Genomic DNA, 16,199 nt, shown 5'->3' with positions numbered 1-16,199 from the left:
TTACGGAGCGAGCACTCGCATTCGAATTCCCGAGGGATGCTTTCGGGAACGCAAAATGGTAAAGGTGGCTCGTTGAAAATCGTCCTGTTCGGCGAGGAAGATGTTCGGAATGAACTTCTGTGGATTTCGATCCACGAGTGGGAACCAGGTGCTTTGAATCTGCACCATCATCCGGTGTCCTTTTTGGAATCGATGCAACACATCTTGCAGTTCAAATCGAACGATGGCCGGTTCATTGGGGACGAAGGGTTCGGGATGTTCAAACGAATTGCGGAATCGTCCTCGCATCACTTCGCTTCGGACCATCATTTGGTAGTTGGGTAAAATGGCCGCGTTCGTGCCATCCGGCATCACATCGATCAACTTCACAATGAAGTCGCCGTCGGTACCGGTCGTCGTGACCCACAACTCGACATCGATGGGGCCTGCGACCACAACATCTTGCTCGAGAACAGGGGACTGGTAGACGAGGACATCGGGGCGTCTAGATGCGAATCGTTGATCCTCGACCATGTATTCTACGGTCATTCGGGGAGTGATGGTTTCCGTGTAGGGGACCGGCTTGGCAGGATCGCTGACGTAGGAGTCTCCGGTTTTGTCTTCCTGAGTTTGAGGAGGTGTTGTGGACAAGCCTTGGTTTTCGCCGAAGAACCAGGATTGCTCTTGAGCTTTTTTCGGAGGCCAAGCGTCGAAGGTTTGCCATCGATTCCCGCCGGTTTCGAAGACTGTTGCTTCGGGCAAGTTCGGGTGGTCGGCATCTTTGAGGTTGCGTTCGAAAAACGGGAGCTCGATCTCGGAGCGATAAAACGATGCCGTCTTGGACCCGAAGGGAATATTTCCGAGCTTTTCGCCGTCGGTAGAGGCCCAGCCCCCATGGATCCAGGGCCCGACGACGAGAACGTTGTTCACGGAGGGGTTTTGTTTCTCGATCGCTTGGTAGGTTTTGAAGGAGCCGTAGAGGTCTTCGGCGTCATACCAACCGGTCACCAGCATGACGGCAGGTGCGACGTTTTGAAGGTGAGGAAGTATGGCTCGTTTCTGCCAAAACGCGTCCCGATTGGGGTGTTCCATCATCTGATTCCAAAACGGAACTTGCCCCTTCAAGAACCTGCTGTTGATTTCTTGAATCGTTCCAGCCTCGAGAAAGAGATGGTATCCGTCGAGTGAGGGGAGAGAGCCACTCGGCGGCTTGATGGTCGTCGGGCCCGATCGCTCTTGTGCATTGTTCATGAGCCAACGGTAAGCATGGGCGAGAAAGAAGGCTCCGTTATGAAGGAAATCGTCAAAGTACCAGTCCCCCACGGGAGCTTGTGGGGAGACAGCGCGCAGGGCGGGGTGGGCATTGATCATCCCTGCTGAGCAATAGAAGCCTGGGTAGGAGATCCCGTGCATGCCGACTCGACCGTTGTTTCCCTCGACATGTTCCAACAGCCATTGAATGGTGTCGTACGTGTCAGTGCTTTCGTCGACATCTTTCGGCGATGATTTGGTGGGAAGATGCGGAGTGACTTGCTCAAAAGTTCCTTCGGAGAGGAACCGACCGCGAACGTCTTGATTCACGAAGATATACCCTGCTCGGATGAAATGCTCACTTGGGCCCAGCGAAGCCGGAAAGGCATCTGGCCCGTAGGGCGCACACGAGTAGGGGGTCCTTTTCATCAGAATGGGGTAGGTTTTCGATTTGTCTTTGGGGGTGTAGATGGCGGTGAATAGGGAGACCCCGTCTCGCATAGGGATCATCCGTTCCTCCTTGTCGTAGTGAAGGCGAATGACATTTTCCCATTGGACCACTTCGGTCGATTGGGAAATCGCGGTGGCGGAGGGGAGTAGCGTGCAGCATCCGAGCGCGATCCAAGTGAGTGCTTGGAAGAAGAGCGAAGGAGCCATCGAGGATTTCGTCATAGGAACGTTCATCGAAGATAGGTGTGGGGAGTGCGGCGGATCGGCAAAAATGTGGGGCGCCGAATGTATATCGTAAGGGGCGTATTGGTCCCGAGCCAACAGAATTAACCGCTTTTGACCTTATGATAACAAGGTCCCGAGGATACACTTGAGGGTTGTATTTTATTGAAAAGTTAGAAAAAGGTGCCTTTGTTAGCGTAGGCACCGCCGAGGGGTTTGTGACAGTACAATTTGCCGATCTGCCGATCATTTCTGAGATTCAATCCGCCCTTCGTTCGCTCGGATACGAGACACCCACCCCGATTCAAGCCGGCGCGATTCCACCCCTCTTGGCGGGGTGCGACCTGCTGGGTTGTGCACAGACAGGGACAGGCAAAACCGCTGCGTTTGCCGTACCGCTGTTGCAACGGATCCACGTAGCCAAGAAGCGGCCCAATCCCTTTGAACCGATCGGATTGATACTCGCTCCAACCCGGGAGCTCGTCGTTCAAATTTCGGAGAATTTGCATGCGATTGGCCGCAATACGAGGGTCAAGCATGCGTGTATTTACGGTGGTGTGGGGCAGCGTCCTCAGGTGGCCGCCCTCACGCAAGGGGTGCATGTTCTGGTGGCCACGCCGGGGCGATTGATGGATTTGGTAGACCAGCAGTACTGCAATCTGGGGCGCATTGAGTGCTTCATTCTCGACGAAGCGGATCGGATGTTGGATATGGGGTTCATGCCCGAAATCCAGCGTATCATCCGGCTTTTGCCTCGCGAGAAGCAGTCCGTATTTTTGTCCGCTACGATGCCGCCCCCCATCAAGTCGCTTGCGAGCGCACTGCTTCACAATCATGAAACCGTGATGGTTGCGCCTCCAGCCACGACAGCGGATCGCGTGCAGCAGCGGGTCATGTTTGTCGACAAATCGAACAAGCGCAAGCTGCTTGATCATCTGCTGACCGATCCGCAGCGAGCACGGGTGCTGGTGTTTATGCGAACCAAGTATGGGGCGGACCGCATGTACAAATCCCTGATCGAGTCGGGGGTTTCAGCAGAAGGAATTCACGGTGGTCGGTCCCAGAACGCGCGGCAGCGGGTGCTTCATGCGTTTCGAGATGGGGAGGTGCGTGTTCTGATCGCGACCGATGTCGCGGCGCGTGGAATCGACATCGACGACATTACGCATGTGATCAATTACGAAGTGCCGCATGATCCGGATAGCTATGTCCACCGGATCGGCCGAACAGCCCGTGCTGGTGCTGCAGGGGAAAGTATCACGCTGTGCGAAGGAGACGAGTACGCCTACTTCGCTGAGATCGAAAAGCGAATCGGTAAAAAGATCGATGTCGATCGCGATCACCCCTTCCATTCTGTCGATGCCGAGGACGAAGAATTGCGCGACGCCAAGAGGCAGCTGGAGCGCCGCGAAGGGGGAGGTCGAACCCGAGCTATTCATACCCGAACGCCTCGCGCTTCGTCTGCTTCGCGCGGAGTTCGAAAGGAGCAGTCGCCTGCGGCGAAAAGGGCCTCGGGAAAGAAGCCTTCGGTTAGGCAGGAGTCCGGGGCAGTCGGGAAGGAGCAGGCTAGCGTCGAACGAAAGAAGTTCTCGACGCGCGCTACCGAGGGGGGGCGGGGAAGCAAGGTTTCCGTTTCCGCGGGTGGACGCGAAGCTCGGACTGAGCAGCCGAGTCGATCGGACCCAGAGGGGCGGACTGGTCGACGAAGCAAAGGAGAGACGGCTTCGAAGTCGAACGAAGAAGTGGGGCGAAGGCGGACGCTCAGTGGCAAGGTTCGGAAGATTAAGCCGAAGACATCCACGGGCTACGCAAGTCCTTTTTCGAAGCCGGCCGGTGGTCGAAAGTCGCGGTCCGGTTCGACCCTTCCGGGCTCCCGATCTCGCGGTCCGAAGGCCCGATCGCAAAGTCGATCGCGCTAGTTCTTTCTGAGCGAGCCCGCACACTAAGTTGCAGTTCTATTCCGTGCATGTTCGTCTATGGCGGCAGTTGTCGCAGGCGTGACGCCTTTTCGTTTCAGGCGTGGCACCTTTTTCGGGTAGGCGTGGCACCTTTTTTGTTCCCTGGTTTTTATTGCATGGGAAGCGGTTGCGGAACGGGTAAGAACTGGTCTACTAAGGTGGCTGAGAGGGAGCGGATGCGATCGCTTCGGGAATACCGAAGAGGAAAGTCCGGGCTCCGTAGAGCAGGATGGTCGATAACGTCGACCGGCCGCAAGGCTAGGGAAAGTGCAACAGAGAGCAGACCGCTGAGGTGACTCAGCAAGGGTGAAACGGTGGGGTAAGAGCCCACCAGAGCGGGCGGTGACGTCCGTTGCTAGGCAAACCCCATCCGGAGCAAGACCAAACAGGAAGCCGGCCGCAAGGTCATGCGTTGGCTCGACGCTCGTCGCTTTCGGGTAGGTCGCTCGACGTGCCGAGCAATCGGCACGCTAGATAAATGATCGCAGCGCAAGCAACAGAACCCGGCTTACGAGCTCCCTCGCAGCTTTTATTCTTTGTTCAATGTCGAACTACTCGAAAATCGAGTCGGTGTTGGTGGTAGGTCCCGTTCCTCGGGATTCCAGTCCGTTCGAAGTGGTCGTGTAGACGGTGGTTCGGCATGCGGTTTCGTCGTCGGCTCCGGTTGCTTTGCTCGAGCCGCTTCCGGGGCGGCGTCCGCGTCGCTTTTGGTTTGACGATGGGATCATCGTTTTGTCGACGCGTTGCAGCAGTCGCGAAATGCAGAGCTTGTTCACGCTGACAGCCAGTTCGTTCGCTTCGTGGCAGATCGCGTCGTGGAGGCTTTTGGGGATCCGGACGGTGATCATGCGCTGCGGTTCGAAAGGATCGTTTTCTGGTAGATCTCTCGATCGCAGGGTCGTCAGCATCGACAGAAGCTTGGAGTGTTCTTCCGAGCACTCGAACTGAGTTGCTTCGTCGCCCGCCGTGATCGCCTTGCGCAAAACCCCCTCACCTCCCAGGACGGCTCGGTAGAAGGCGGTCCAGGTCGGGGCGACCCCGAACAGGTCCGCGGCAGATTGCATGACAAACCGAACGCGGTCTTCGTACGAGGCGCCGCTGTCGAGCGTGCTCATGAGTTCCTCGAGGACCCGGGAAAAGACTTTCATCTCAGCCGCTAGTTTTTCGCCGATCTCGTCGGTTGGTTTTTTCGGCGACGCATCGGTCGCAGGGCCGGCGGCGGAGGCGCTGGCAGTGACTGTGTGGGGCTTGGGTGCAAGGTGCTGTGCTGGCTCGGAGGAGGATACACGAGTTGCGTCCTGCTCGACCATGGTCCATCTCCCGGCTGCGTTTCCTTCAAAATTCATCCCAATCTCCTTGATTTCGACTTCGTGTAGCTTTTGCTCCTCGCCGCGGCTTTGCGACGCCGCTCGTTTTGAACGGAACGCTCCATCTTGAGATTGCTGGCAATACCATCCCCGTAAACTGAATGCCAGCAAGGGCTTAAGGCTATTAGCTGGCATTGCTACAAACCTAAGCATCCCCCCCAAAAGGAGGGGTGATTCGGCGGGTGCCCAAAAGGTAGGCAGTCGCTGCTTTCGCAAATACCAACTGTCCAGAGTGGATTCGCTATCTAAAAAGTTCGGATTGGGATCTTGGAACGGAAATCTGGCTTGGCTCTGCCGTGTCCCGTTTGGTAGGGTATCGGACCGCCGGAGCAAGGAAGCGAAGGCGAACAAACCAAAGCGAGTCGGGGAGTAGCCCGTCTCATTACCGATAGGAAATCCGAGCTATGCCGAGCATTGACTCCCATCAAGCCTGCCACATTCGCTGGATGATCCGGCGCGACATGCCCTCGGTGCTCGAGATTGAGGACCGCAGCTTCGAGTTCCCGTGGACCGAAGACGAGTTCATTCGTTGTCTGAGGCAGCGTGATTGCATCGGCATGGTGGCCGAGCGAAGCGAGCAAGTCGCAGGGTTCATGATTTACGAGCTTCACAAGAACCGGATTCACATCCTTTCTTTCGCGGTTCATCCCGACTTCCGACGAAACGGGATTGGGAGTGCGATGGTGGATAAGCTGATCACGAAGCTTGCGTACCAGCGACGCAATCGGATTATGCTCGAGGTGCGTGAAACGAATTTGGATGCGCAGCTCTTTTTCCGTCAGCTCGGTTTTCGGGCCACCGGGGTTCTACGTTCCTTTTACGAAGACACTCCCGAAGATGCGTTTCTCATGCAGTACAGGCAACCCTCCGAGACGATGCAATCGATCGACGGGGCTCCTCAGCGGCGGGCCGGTTAGCCCTCGTGTTAGCCGTTGTACTCAGGAATTCAAAAGAGGATAGCAAGACGCGATGGGAACACCGAAGAAGCTTTTTCAAGCCAGGCGATTCGCGGTGGAAGAAGTCACGGAGGTGTTGCAGGATGGTTCGCGCCATATTCGCCACGTCGTGAGGCACCCCGGAGCGGTTGTCATCCTCCCCTTGATAGATCCCAATACGGTGTGTTTTGTTTATACCTACCGAGCAGCTATCGATCGATGGAATCTGGAACTGCCGGCCGGGACGCTGGACAAAGGACTGCCTCCCGAGGAAGTTGCCAAGCTGGAATTGCTCGAAGAGACGGGTTATCGAGCTACTGCATGGTCTCATATCCATTCCTTCGCCATGTCCCCGGGAATCTTGGACGAGAAGATGCACTTCTACGTCGCCGAGGGGTTAACGCCTGGACCGACGCAGCGCGAAGTGGGAGAGCAAATGGAAAATCGCATTCTCTCTTGGGCGGAAATCGATAGACTCCTTCGCGATCGCCAAATCATTGATGCGAAAACGTTGGTAGCACTCCTTTGGTATTTGCGATACCGAACCCATTAAACTCCTATGACTGTCTCTCTACCACGCGACTCGGTGCAGCATGTTCTTCTCGATATCGAAGGGACGGTTGCCGATGTCAGGTTCGTTTACAACATCATGTTCCCTTTCGCCAAGCGGCACATGAAAGAGTTCTTACTGCATCATTGGAATGAGCCGGCAACCCAAGAGGCAATGGCGCAGGTCGCCGCCGATGCGGGCCTTGATTCCCGTTCGTGGCTTCCGAACCACTCCTCCGACTTCGAGAGGACCGCGGAGAAAGTCGATACGCATCTCCAAGCCTTGATGGCATCGGATAGCAAAGCCACGGGGCTCAAACAGCTGCAGGGTTTGGTCTGGCAAGATGGATTTCACCGCGGGGAATTGCGAGCGGAGCTTTTCCCGGATGTATTGCCAGCTCTGCAGGCTTGGAAGCAACTGGGGCTAGGACTTTCTATTTACTCCTCCGGCAGCGTGCTGGCTCAAAAGCTCTTCTTTGGGCATACCACGCAAGGGGACGTGTCTCCTCTCCTTTCTCATTACTTCGACACGCAGATGGGAAAGAAGCAGGATCCCGAGAGCTATTCACGTATCGCAGAAGAAATGGGGATCGCTCCCGGGGCAATTCTCTTCCTTTCGGATGTCGCGGCAGAACTGGATGCGGCCATCGCCGCTGGAATGTTAGCGGTTGCCACTATTCGGGACGGAAACAAGCCCTTGGATACTACCTTCACCGGTGCATCGGTTTGTTCCTTTGATGAGATCGCTTGGAGCTAATCGACTCGCGCGGTCGATTCCTTCTTCGCCGTTCGCGGCAACGACTTGCGGCGGAAGGCTGCAACGCAACTGAGGCCGGTCATGGAAACCAATGCAAGTGCGAGGGCGGATGGCTCCGGGACGGCGGTGACCGATGCAAACGTATCCCCAAATCGAATTTCGTCGTAGCTGAAGTCGCCCGATGTGTAGAGGACAATGTCGGTCAGTTGCCCGATATTCAAATCGACTTTGCGAACGGAAGGTGATACGGGTTCTTGTTCCGTCGAAGGGTCTACGTACAACGCGAACGCTTCGGCTGCGTTTTGAACTTGGATGCGAAGAACAAGCCGAGTTGTTTGTCCGACGGTCGCGGTGTAATTGGATTGGGCCAATCCACCACCTCCTCGGTTTTCCAGACTCCAGACGTTGCTCGCACCCGGTTTGCCGATAAAGAGATCATTCTCGGTTCCATCCAGGTAGATACCGCCAAAACCCCCAAAGTCGCCGGCCGTGCTATTTCTCCGAATCAAGAAGCTCATGAAAGTCACGTTTCCAACGGCAAACGGTGCTGTGGGGACAGCTCGCGAAATGCCATTGATCGTTGTTCCAGCGATGGAAGAAACGCTCCCTCCAGTGCTCAGCGAACCTGAGTAGCTCAAGGACGTAGCATCGACGACGAAATCATTGCGAACAGCGTTGAAACCGCCGCTGGCCCAGCCCCAGTGAAACCTGTTCCACCGTTTTGCTGGACGAGCGATGCGCCGGCCGAATAGGCGAACCCTTCATGAATGAAATCAGCCCATGCGGTTTTCGCTTCCATCGCTACACCCCAAAGTAGCATCCCCAACATCAAGCGGCGCAGCATGGCTTTCTTCCTCTCAAAATGCGCGGGCGCGACCCTAGATTTCGTCGGATCTTAATTCGCCACGAACCAGCTTTCAACCTGGTGGCCGCACTCAGAATTAAAAGAAAACACCGCATTCCAAGATCAACGCATCGCTGGGGGTGGCGACGGAAAACCGTTCAACGCTGATATCCCTGGAAAACGCATAACCAAACTCCACTTTCCAAATGGAGCCGTTGGACTGAACACCTTCCAGCCCGGTCAGCAATCGGAGATCGCTATAGCTGACCAAAACATGGGTGGATGGTGTGTCCTGAATGCTCCAAGCGCCCCCGTCGTAGTGACCGGTTAGATACCAAGATAGGGTGCTCTGCCCAGTCGATCGAACAAGTCTCGTGATTTTCGGTCGTGGAAAAAGGATATCCAATCGCGTTCGTTCGTTGGGCGTCCAGATCAAGCCGCCAATGGGAAGCCAGTTCGAATCCAACTGCCTTACATATGCGACCCCTCCCATCGCAAGCCACTTCGTATTCAACCGATGAGTTCCTGCAATCCACCCCGACCATTGCAGCGCTTTCGAATCCAAGCTTTCAAAATCACCGTATAAACCGGGCGTAGAGCCTAGGAGCAAGCTGCTGGTTTCGTTGGACCAAGGCTGCCACTCGAAATCGAGCGAAACATCATAAACCCGAGCCGGAAGATCCAGCCCTTGAGGACCGCTCCACAAGTGAATCGCGAATCCAGGCGTGATGCTCAAAGGAGGATACTCGCCATACCCCGTCATCATCGTATGGCGAACATCCACTGTGTTCACCCCAAATCCAGCTTCATCCAGTTGCGATAGATAGCTAAATTCAAATTGGGTCGCAGGTAGGTCTAAAACGCTAGCCTTTTCTCTGGATCCAGTGGGTGGGGCCCACCGAGGTCCATCGGGTTGCGACGGAGTATCCCCGAATTGCCATGGTGCATCCTCTTGTTCCGCCAGCGAAATGCCTAGCAGGAGCCAATAGAAAAGACCGACTCGGATCGAACCGAGATACCAGTGTCGTGGGAATTGCATCGTGAAGTGGTCTATAGCGAAGCGGCCGGCGATGCGTCAACGTGCTTCCTGTTGGGAATCGATGGCGGCTATCCGTCGCAATGTCGATAGAAATGGGTACTGCCATTGAGCCAGCTGCAGAGCTGATCTATAGGGAGTATTCCAATTCCAGCGTCCACACTCGAAACAAGGAACCTATTCGATGCGAAAAAGGATTTTCATTCTGAGCTGTGCTTCCCTCTTGGTGGCTTGGTCGCCAGCGTCGGTATGGAGTCAAGGCAAGGGCTCGGGAATGAATCGAGGATTGGGGCAAGCGGCCGTCAATCAGGCTGCGGGCCGTGCCGCGAATCAAGCTGCCGGTCAAGCCGCTAACGCGGCCACCAACGGCGCTAGGGCCAACACTCCAACGTTGGGAGCGAGAGGAGGAAGGGGGACCGGGTTTCTGCCTGCCGGCGTACCGGCAACCGCTGCGCAAAAAGGGATGGGGCGAGCGGGAGAAGCCTTAACTCGAAACAAGAACTTGCCAGGAATGACACCGGAGCAGATTCAGTTCAAACGACTTCAGCAAGCCGATCACTTGCGAGCCATTTCCGAGAGAAACGGCAACGAAGCTCTTTTGGAGACGGCCGATAGGATGGAAGCGAGCGCTGTTCGCAATTTTGAGCGACAAACGGGTACCGGAGCGATCGCACCGGAAACAGGCACCGTGCCGTCCACCGAACCTGTTTCCACCCAGGAACCCGTCACCGACGTGGAAGCGGCACCTGCTTCGAAACTAGCGCCATCGCCAGCATCGCAGAATGGAAGTCGCAAGGGGTTGTGGTTCCGCTGGCGATAGGAACGGTGGATGAGGGAGAGCGGCCAAGGAGGACTGGGACTCGAAGCTAGTCCTCGCCGCGGAGGACGGGACACTCGCGAATGCGGTCATCGATTTGCAGGAAAAGATCGCGCGTCTTCTTGCCGCCAAGTCCACCAAATTCGTTTTGAAACTGCTCGGCCGTCAATCCCTCCGGAAGTCCCTCGATGTTGGGGCAGAAGTCGTCGCTTTGGCGGGCGCGCAGGACGCGCTCCCGCAACTCTTCGGCTTGTTCGATTTTCCTCGTCGCAAGCAACGCGAACCGTATCCCTGCAAGGTCCGCAGCAAGATCGGCAAACGAGAAACCAGATCCGCCTGGTCGCGAGTCCATCACTTCCTTGGCGATGCCGACTCCCTTCGCATTCGTTTCGTTCGACATCGCTACCAAACCGGCACTGACCCAGAAGTGTTTCGATAAATCGTTTCGTCCCCGAAGGGTTATACGGTTTCGCAGAGTCTCCCTTTTCTTTTGCAAGGCAGGATCTCGCTCCCGTTTAGCCGTTCTGGAGATCCGATCGTCCCCCAGGAGAGAGGCAAGAGCCAGAATCGCGATCTTGTTTTGAGTGCATGCGTCATGGGGGCTCTGCTCCCTTTTCGCGACTTCTAATGCTTCGTGAAGAATCCTGACAAATCCCTCGTCCCCACTCGGGATGCTCGGTGATTTCGTTAGGAGTTCGTCGGATACATTCTGGACAGCGTCGTCGAGTTCGTCGGCGACCGCGTGCGGCGTTCCCGAAAGCAAAACGATCGAAGCCACCATGCCAACGGCGAGAAGTATAATTCGGTACATGCCAGATGCGGTTCGCTGGATTGGGATAAAGCAGACTCAATCGACCATCGCCGTGGTGACACAGTCTACTGCAAGCCCGACGCGATTGCACGCGAGGAGCAATTGCACGCCACGAGTAGACAATCACGATTCTATTGCCACCGTATTGCACTCGAAGCGGTTTTGTTCGGGTTGATTCGTTTGCTATGTCGTGAACGAACCATGATCAAGTTGTGATGGAGAATGTTGGACGATGACGAATCGCATTTCTTTTGTCCGTTTGCTACCTGTATTGGCTTTTATAGCACTGGTCGCGTTCCTATTCGGGAACGCTGGGTTCGGCGATGTTACGGGGGTGAAAACAGGCGCGGATTTTCGGGGGCTTCCCGAGGTGGCTTATCCAAAAGCATCTATGGTCATCGATGTAACAGCAGCTCCTTACCTTGCTAGGGGAGATGGCGTTCATGACGATACCGACGCAATTCAGCGTGCTCTATTCGACATGATGGGATCGCACCGTCTTCTTTACTTTCCAAAAGGTGTTTACCTAATCTCCAAGACTCTGCTTTGGTCCAAAACGAATTCTTCGGGCAAGGATGCTTGGGGAAAGAATTTTCTGTGTGGTCAAAGTGCGGAGGGAACGGTCCTTCGCTTGAAGGACGGGACTTTTACGAATTCCGCTGAACCGCAAAGCATGATGTGGTGCGGAGGATTTGGATCTGCGGATTGGTTTCACAACTACGTGGAGAACTTGACGTTCGATGTCGGCAAAAACAACCCAGGGGCGATCGCTCTCCAGTTCTATTCCAATAATTCGGGAGCGGTTAGGAATTGCCGATTTCTCGCGGACGCTACGAGCGGATCGATCGGGCTGGATCTTGGGCATCGGGATATGAATGGACCGCTATTGGTTAGAAATTGCGAGGTCGTCGGTTTTGAACGCGGCATTAACACAGCGAGGGCAGTCAATGGTCAGACCTTCGAATGGATCACACTGCGCAACCAAACGAAACTGGGTTTTGACAATGAGGGGCAAGCGATTTCGGTTCGGGGATTGCTGAGCGAAAACTCGGTTCCCGCAATAAGAAGCTATGGGTTCTTTTGTTTGGTCGAGGCAAAACTGACCGGCCGCTCCGGGGCGGAGAAATGGCCGGCGGTGATCAACTACAATGGTGGGAAGATATATTTGCGGGATATCGAGACGTCTGACTATGCAAGGGCGATTGGCGATGTCGTGACCCCGGATTGGAGCGCAGTGACCCGGATCACTGGGGAGGACAAGATTGGTAGCCTGGGTCCCCATGTCCGGGAATACTGCTCTCAATCTCCAACCACGGCGTTTCCGGCGAGCCTTGAATCGCTTCGATTGCCGATTGAAGAACCGCCAGCCGTTCCCGTTCATCCGACCTCGTCTTGGGCCAACGTCGACGAGTTCGGCGCCGATCCAACCGGTGAGAGGGACTCGTCTGCTGCTATTCAGAAAGCGATGGATTCGGGGGCATCGACCATCTTCTTTCCGGGATCCTATTCCTTGGAATCGACCGTCACGATTCCTGGCCGCGTGGAGCGAATCCTCGGCCTGGGAGGAATGATCGATTATTTCGCGAAAGCAAAGCCCGATTTTCGCATCGTCGAGGATGCGTCGAGCCCGCTCCATATCGAGCACTTTGCCTATGTGCATGGCGGGATGGAGATCGACACGGACCGCACAATCGTGTTCCGTAGTGTCGCGGACTGCGACCTCAGGTTTGGAGAGCGAGCGTCGAAGGGGCATCTCTTCTTCGAAGACTTCGTTACCCATCGTCTCGCGTTGAAAGGACAGCGCGTTTGGGCTCGACAGCTGAATGTGGAGAACGAAGGAACCCACATTGAAAACGATGGAGGAGAATTGTGGGTCCTTGGTTACAAGACCGAGCGAGGTGGAACACTTCTCGATACGAGGGGACAGGGAGCGAGCGAAATATTAGGTGGGTTCAGCTACACCACCACGGCAGGAAAACTGGCCCCTATGTTTGTGACAGATCGATCGAATGTATTCGCTTACTTTCATGAAGTCTGCTTTAACGGAGATCCATTCATCGAGTTGATTCGAGAGATGAACGGAAAAGAAACCAAAACACTAGAACGAGGGAATGCCCACACGGCTCCTTACGCGGCTCGCATGCCCAAGTAGCCGGCCCATGCAATCGCATGGGGCAACAGAATCAAAGCCCCGCCGCTTTCGCAAAAGCGTCGGTCAATGGGTCCTCCGAACGGCGCATTTGCTCCAGCAGCTTTTGACTCGTTTCTTTTACCTCGGCCGCGTACGCACGATCTCCCAGCAGATTGACCCTCTCGCTCGGGTCTTTGTTGGTATCAAAGAACATAAGAGGCTCCCCACGTACCAATTGCTCCACGCGCGCGCGAATGTTTGGGTCCGTCGACTCGTTCATGGCCGCAAAGGAAAGACCGCTCATCGCCTCGACCCGGAAAGGGTTGGGTCCACCGGGCCAAGCATGAAATAGGAGAGCGCGATTCTTCGTTCGGATGCAGCGTTGAGCGAACGATTTGCCGCTGCTCACCGTATTGACATGGGTAATCACATAATCGCGATCCGATTGCTCCTCTCCGGTCAGCAGAGGGGCCCAGGATCGCCCATCCATTCCGTTGGGTGGCGCGACATTGAGGATTTGGAGCAGCGATGGCATGGCATCCACACTGCTTACGAACTCGCGGTGCTCTTTGGCGGGGAGTTGTCCAGGCACACGAATCAAGAGAGGAGACCACGTTCCGTTGTAGTAAACCGTTGCTTTGGAAAACGGGAAGGACATGCCGTGATCGGAAAGGAAAACGACGACAGTGTCTTCATCATTCCCCGACCTTTTGAGTTCCTCGAGGAGAAGACCGAATGAAAGATCAAATCGACTGACGCTCGTGGTGTACTGCGCAACCTCCTCGCGAACGCGTGGCAAGTCCTCGAGAAAATCGGGGACGGTAACGTCCTCGGACTTAAATGTACGCACTCCATCGAGCGATTCGTTTCCGTCCTGTTTTCGCTTGCCGCTGCCTGAGATAAAAGGGCGATGAGGGTCGCAAATATTTGCGTTGATGAAGAATGGTTGATTTCGTTTTTTTGCTTCCGCTACCATCGATCGAAAGGATTGGGAGAATCCGACAGGTTGTTTCCCAAGCGCTTGTTCCCCTATCGAATCCCACGGGAACTTGCTCGACGGCATCATGTGAGCAGCTTTCGCGATAACGCCTGCAAAGTATCCCTCCTTTTGTAGTATCTCGACCAATGTCGGGATGTCCTGGCGAGTCGGTTGAAATCCAAGGGCACCGTTGCGGTGGGGTAACCTTCCCGTCATCAGAACTGCGCGGCCCGGTTGGCAGATGGAGATCGTGACATGATGATTGATGAATCGGTGGGATGTCTTGGCAAAGGCATCGAGATTAGGTGTTACGGGAAGTTTGCTTCCCGACCATTGAGCCGCGTCACCATTCAAATCATCGGCGGTTACCAGGAGAAGATTCCATCGATCGCTCGCTTGGACCTCGGTTGTACCGGTACCAACCACGAACAAGGTAAACACGAAACTTGCTGCATATCGCCAAAGAAGGTCGTTCATGGTGGGTCTTGATGGGTAGAGTTTCAAACTCAATTCGAGGTTAGCGACTTCGTCCCGATTCCTTGGTCCGATCCAAAAGCTGTTTGAGTTCGTTTGCGATCTCGATTTCTTCTAAGAAAAGGTTCTTGGTTTCCCCCGGATCCTGTTGCAAATTATAGAGTTGGCTCGGAGCCTCCGGGGCAAATTCAGGTAAAGCAAAGCGTTGGAGGCTGGGATTGGAATCGTATCGATTGCCACCCGACGCGATATGATCGATGTACTTCCAAGGACCGCGGCGAATGGCGAGAGTCTTCACTCCTCCAAACGCTTGCGTGATCAGAAAAGGGCGTATGGGCGGATAATTTGCATCGCGGAGGGCAGGCCACATATTGAAACTGTCTTCGGCTGCATCCGAGGGCAAGTCTTCTTGCAGGATCCCGGCCATTGTCGCCATGACATCGGTGAGACTAAGCAATTGGGAGCTCTGCGTATTGGCTGGGATTTGATTTATCCAACGTGCGATGAAAGGGACTCTATGTCCCCCTTCCCACTGGTCTCGCTTCATTCCTCTCCAGGGGCGTGCACCATCGTGGTCATGATCTGCACGCATGTGCACGACACTGGTAACCTCGGGACCATTATCACTGGTGAAGAGCACCAACGTGTCGCGATCCACGCCAAGCCGTTGCAGAGTCGTCATCAGTTCACCGACGATGGTATCCATTTGAACCAGGAAATCACCGTGAGGCCCTGCCATCGACTTACCCTGAAAGGATTTTGCAGGGAATGAAGGAAGATGTACCGCTTGCATCGAATGAAACAGGAAGAAAGGTCTCTCGGGCGTTTCGCGAACATGGTTCTCAAGGAATCGCTGGCTTCTTCGCAGAAATTCCAGATCGACCTCTTCCAAGTCAAAATTGGGTGCAATGAGTCCCTCGCGGCAATCGTTTGCATACGGATGCTTGGGTAGCGACGACTTGTCGATGCGCTTCGTCGGTGGAGTGGGGACACGATCATCTTCAAGGAAGGCGTACAGCCAATCGGTCGTGGGGCAACATGCAGTGCCAAAGAAGGAATCGAATCCCTGGTCGACCGGTCCCCCTTCGAATCGCCGCGCGAAATCGACCTTCTGGATCGATTCGACTCCGTTGCCTTGGACGGGATTCCCCTCGTGATCGAAGAAGGTCAGGCCGATGTGCCATTTTCCAACGCACGCCGTCGCATACCCGTGCTTTTTTAACATCTTTGGAAGGGTAAGACGATCCTTTGCGATCAGAGATGGGCCTCCGACCCCCGTAAATACAGTTCCACCGTTTTTGACGCGAAATGGCATTTGGCCTGTCATCAACCCGTATCGAGTCGGCGTACAAACCGTTGCGGGACTGTGCGCGTCGAGAAATCGCATCCCTTCGCGGGCCAAGCGGTCGATGTGAGGAGTCGAAACCTTGGACTGATCGTTGTAGCAACTCAGATCCCCGTATCCGAGATCGTCGGCGAGGATAAGGAGGACATTGGGAGGATCTTGCGCGCAGGCATGTGTTGCTGAAACGCGTGGCAGGAGAAGACTAGCAACGAAGATCGCGATCGTAGACAGACCTCGGCCGTGCGTGAACTTTCTCCACCTGGGTGTACGAATGGAAAGTGGCATCGGCTTCTT

14 protein-coding genes and 1 other RNA gene are annotated in these 16,199 nt (G+C 55.1%); 7 read left to right on the top strand and 8 right to left on the bottom strand.

Going from position 1 to position 16,199, the window contains the following annotated elements:
- Complete coding sequence (locus VN12_RS04765) at positions 1 to 1,902, bottom strand: CocE/NonD family hydrolase (RefSeq protein WP_205855190.1); 1,902 nt, start codon at positions 1,900 to 1,902, stop codon at positions 1 to 3.
- 218 nt (positions 1,903 to 2,120) lie between these two features.
- Between VN12_RS04765 and VN12_RS04760 the strand changes: the two genes are divergently transcribed.
- Positions 2,121 to 3,821 (top strand): DEAD/DEAH box helicase, encoded by a 1,701-nt coding sequence (locus tag VN12_RS04760; protein ID WP_146675748.1) that lies wholly within the window; start codon positions 2,121 to 2,123, stop codon positions 3,819 to 3,821.
- A 204-nt stretch (positions 3,822 to 4,025) separates the two neighbouring features.
- Positions 4,026 to 4,387, top strand: an RNA gene (rnpB, locus tag VN12_RS04755) — RNase P RNA component class A.
- 24 nt (positions 4,388 to 4,411) lie between these two features.
- Here rnpB and VN12_RS04750 read toward each other — a convergent pair.
- The gene (locus VN12_RS04750) at positions 4,412 to 5,362 is read right to left on the bottom strand and encodes a hypothetical protein (RefSeq protein ID WP_146675747.1); all 951 of its coding nucleotides are present in this window, start codon (positions 5,360 to 5,362) and stop codon (positions 4,412 to 4,414) included.
- 311 nt (positions 5,363 to 5,673) lie between these two features.
- On the opposite strand from VN12_RS04750, the gene rimI reads away from it, so the two are divergent.
- Genes rimI through mtnC form a run of 3 tightly spaced genes read left to right on the top strand, consistent with a single transcriptional unit; the run spans position 5,674 to position 7,468 of the window.
- Positions 5,674 to 6,144 carry a ribosomal protein S18-alanine N-acetyltransferase gene (gene rimI / locus VN12_RS04745; RefSeq protein WP_146679791.1) on the top strand — a complete coding sequence of 157 codons (471 nt, stop codon included), beginning with the start codon at positions 5,674 to 5,676 and terminating at the stop codon, positions 6,142 to 6,144.
- A gap of 52 nt (positions 6,145 to 6,196) precedes the next feature.
- Positions 6,197 to 6,715, top strand: coding sequence for an NUDIX hydrolase (locus VN12_RS04740; RefSeq protein ID WP_146675746.1), 519 nt, complete (start codon positions 6,197 to 6,199; stop codon positions 6,713 to 6,715).
- A gap of 6 nt (positions 6,716 to 6,721) precedes the next feature.
- A complete protein-coding gene (gene mtnC / locus VN12_RS04735) occupies positions 6,722 to 7,468 on the top strand; it encodes an acireductone synthase (protein ID WP_146675745.1) in 747 nt (248 codons plus the stop codon).
- Here mtnC and VN12_RS04730 read toward each other — a convergent pair.
- The 3 genes from VN12_RS04730 to VN12_RS04720 form a co-directional block, all read right to left on the bottom strand.
- A complete protein-coding gene (locus VN12_RS04730; protein WP_146675744.1) occupies positions 7,465 to 7,986 on the bottom strand; it encodes a PEP-CTERM sorting domain-containing protein in 522 nt (173 codons plus the stop codon). The genes mtnC and VN12_RS04730 overlap by 4 nt on opposite strands.
- 116 nt (positions 7,987 to 8,102) lie before the next feature.
- Positions 8,103 to 8,312, bottom strand: coding sequence for a hypothetical protein (locus VN12_RS04725; protein WP_146675743.1), 210 nt, complete (start codon positions 8,310 to 8,312; stop codon positions 8,103 to 8,105).
- A gap of 97 nt (positions 8,313 to 8,409) precedes the next feature.
- Positions 8,410 to 9,351 carry a hypothetical protein gene (locus tag VN12_RS04720; RefSeq protein ID WP_146675742.1) on the bottom strand — a complete coding sequence of 314 codons (942 nt, stop codon included), beginning with the start codon at positions 9,349 to 9,351 and terminating at the stop codon, positions 8,410 to 8,412.
- A gap of 181 nt (positions 9,352 to 9,532) precedes the next feature.
- Here VN12_RS04720 and VN12_RS04715 point away from each other — a divergent pair, with 181 nt between their 5' ends.
- Complete coding sequence (locus VN12_RS04715) at positions 9,533 to 10,168, top strand: hypothetical protein (RefSeq protein WP_146675741.1); 636 nt, start codon at positions 9,533 to 9,535, stop codon at positions 10,166 to 10,168.
- A 46-nt stretch (positions 10,169 to 10,214) separates the two neighbouring features.
- Here VN12_RS04715 and VN12_RS04710 read toward each other — a convergent pair whose 3' ends face one another.
- On the bottom strand, positions 10,215 to 10,976 hold the full coding sequence (locus VN12_RS04710; protein ID WP_146675740.1) for a hypothetical protein: 762 nt from the start codon (positions 10,974 to 10,976) through the stop codon (positions 10,215 to 10,217).
- A gap of 232 nt (positions 10,977 to 11,208) precedes the next feature.
- Here VN12_RS04710 and VN12_RS04705 point away from each other — a divergent pair, with 232 nt between their 5' ends.
- On the top strand, positions 11,209 to 13,128 hold the full coding sequence (locus VN12_RS04705; protein WP_146675739.1) for a glycosyl hydrolase family 28-related protein: 1,920 nt from the start codon (positions 11,209 to 11,211) through the stop codon (positions 13,126 to 13,128).
- A 31-nt stretch (positions 13,129 to 13,159) separates the two neighbouring features.
- Here the strand turns inward: VN12_RS04705 and VN12_RS04700 are convergent, their stop codons facing one another.
- Both VN12_RS04700 and VN12_RS04695 read right to left on the bottom strand, forming a co-directional pair.
- On the bottom strand, positions 13,160 to 14,563 hold the full coding sequence (locus tag VN12_RS04700) for a sulfatase (RefSeq protein ID WP_146675738.1): 1,404 nt from the start codon (positions 14,561 to 14,563) through the stop codon (positions 13,160 to 13,162).
- Positions 14,564 to 14,603: 40 nt separating this feature from the next.
- Complete coding sequence (locus VN12_RS04695; protein WP_146675737.1) at positions 14,604 to 16,190, bottom strand: sulfatase family protein; 1,587 nt, start codon at positions 16,188 to 16,190, stop codon at positions 14,604 to 14,606.
- Positions 16,191 to 16,199: the final 9 nt, after the last annotated feature.

The organism is Pirellula sp. SH-Sr6A (genome assembly GCF_001610875.1).
GTDB lineage: Bacteria > Planctomycetota > Planctomycetia > Pirellulales > Pirellulaceae > JBKCUI01.
Note: the sequence above shows the minus strand (reverse complement) of the source record. Positions and strands in the feature narration are given on the sequence as shown.

Coding starts and splice junctions, on each gene's coding strand:
- VN12_RS04700 (WP_146675738.1), bottom strand. CDS start 14,563: ATGAACGACCTTCTTTGGCGATATGCAGCAAGTTTCGTGTTTACCTTG.
- VN12_RS04765 (WP_205855190.1), bottom strand. CDS start 1,902: ATGACGAAATCCTCGATGGCTCCTTCGCTCTTCTTCCAAGCACTCACT.
- VN12_RS04730 (WP_146675744.1), bottom strand. CDS start 7,986: ATGAGCTTCTTGATTCGGAGAAATAGCACGGCCGGCGACTTTGGGGGT.
- VN12_RS04695 (WP_146675737.1), bottom strand. CDS start 16,190: ATGCCACTTTCCATTCGTACACCCAGGTGGAGAAAGTTCACGCACGGC.
- VN12_RS04750 (WP_146675747.1), bottom strand. CDS start 5,362: ATGCCAGCTAATAGCCTTAAGCCCTTGCTGGCATTCAGTTTACGGGGA.
- VN12_RS04720 (WP_146675742.1), bottom strand. CDS start 9,351: ATGCAATTCCCACGACACTGGTATCTCGGTTCGATCCGAGTCGGTCTT.
- VN12_RS04725 (WP_146675743.1), bottom strand. CDS start 8,312: ATGCTGCGCCGCTTGATGTTGGGGATGCTACTTTGGGGTGTAGCGATG.
- VN12_RS04715 (WP_146675741.1), top strand. CDS start 9,533: ATGCGAAAAAGGATTTTCATTCTGAGCTGTGCTTCCCTCTTGGTGGCT.
- mtnC (WP_146675745.1), top strand. CDS start 6,722: ATGACTGTCTCTCTACCACGCGACTCGGTGCAGCATGTTCTTCTCGAT.
- VN12_RS04740 (WP_146675746.1), top strand. CDS start 6,197: ATGGGAACACCGAAGAAGCTTTTTCAAGCCAGGCGATTCGCGGTGGAA.
- VN12_RS04705 (WP_146675739.1), top strand. CDS start 11,209: ATGACGAATCGCATTTCTTTTGTCCGTTTGCTACCTGTATTGGCTTTT.
- VN12_RS04710 (WP_146675740.1), bottom strand. CDS start 10,976: ATGTACCGAATTATACTTCTCGCCGTTGGCATGGTGGCTTCGATCGTT.
- rimI (WP_146679791.1), top strand. CDS start 5,674: ATGATCCGGCGCGACATGCCCTCGGTGCTCGAGATTGAGGACCGCAGC.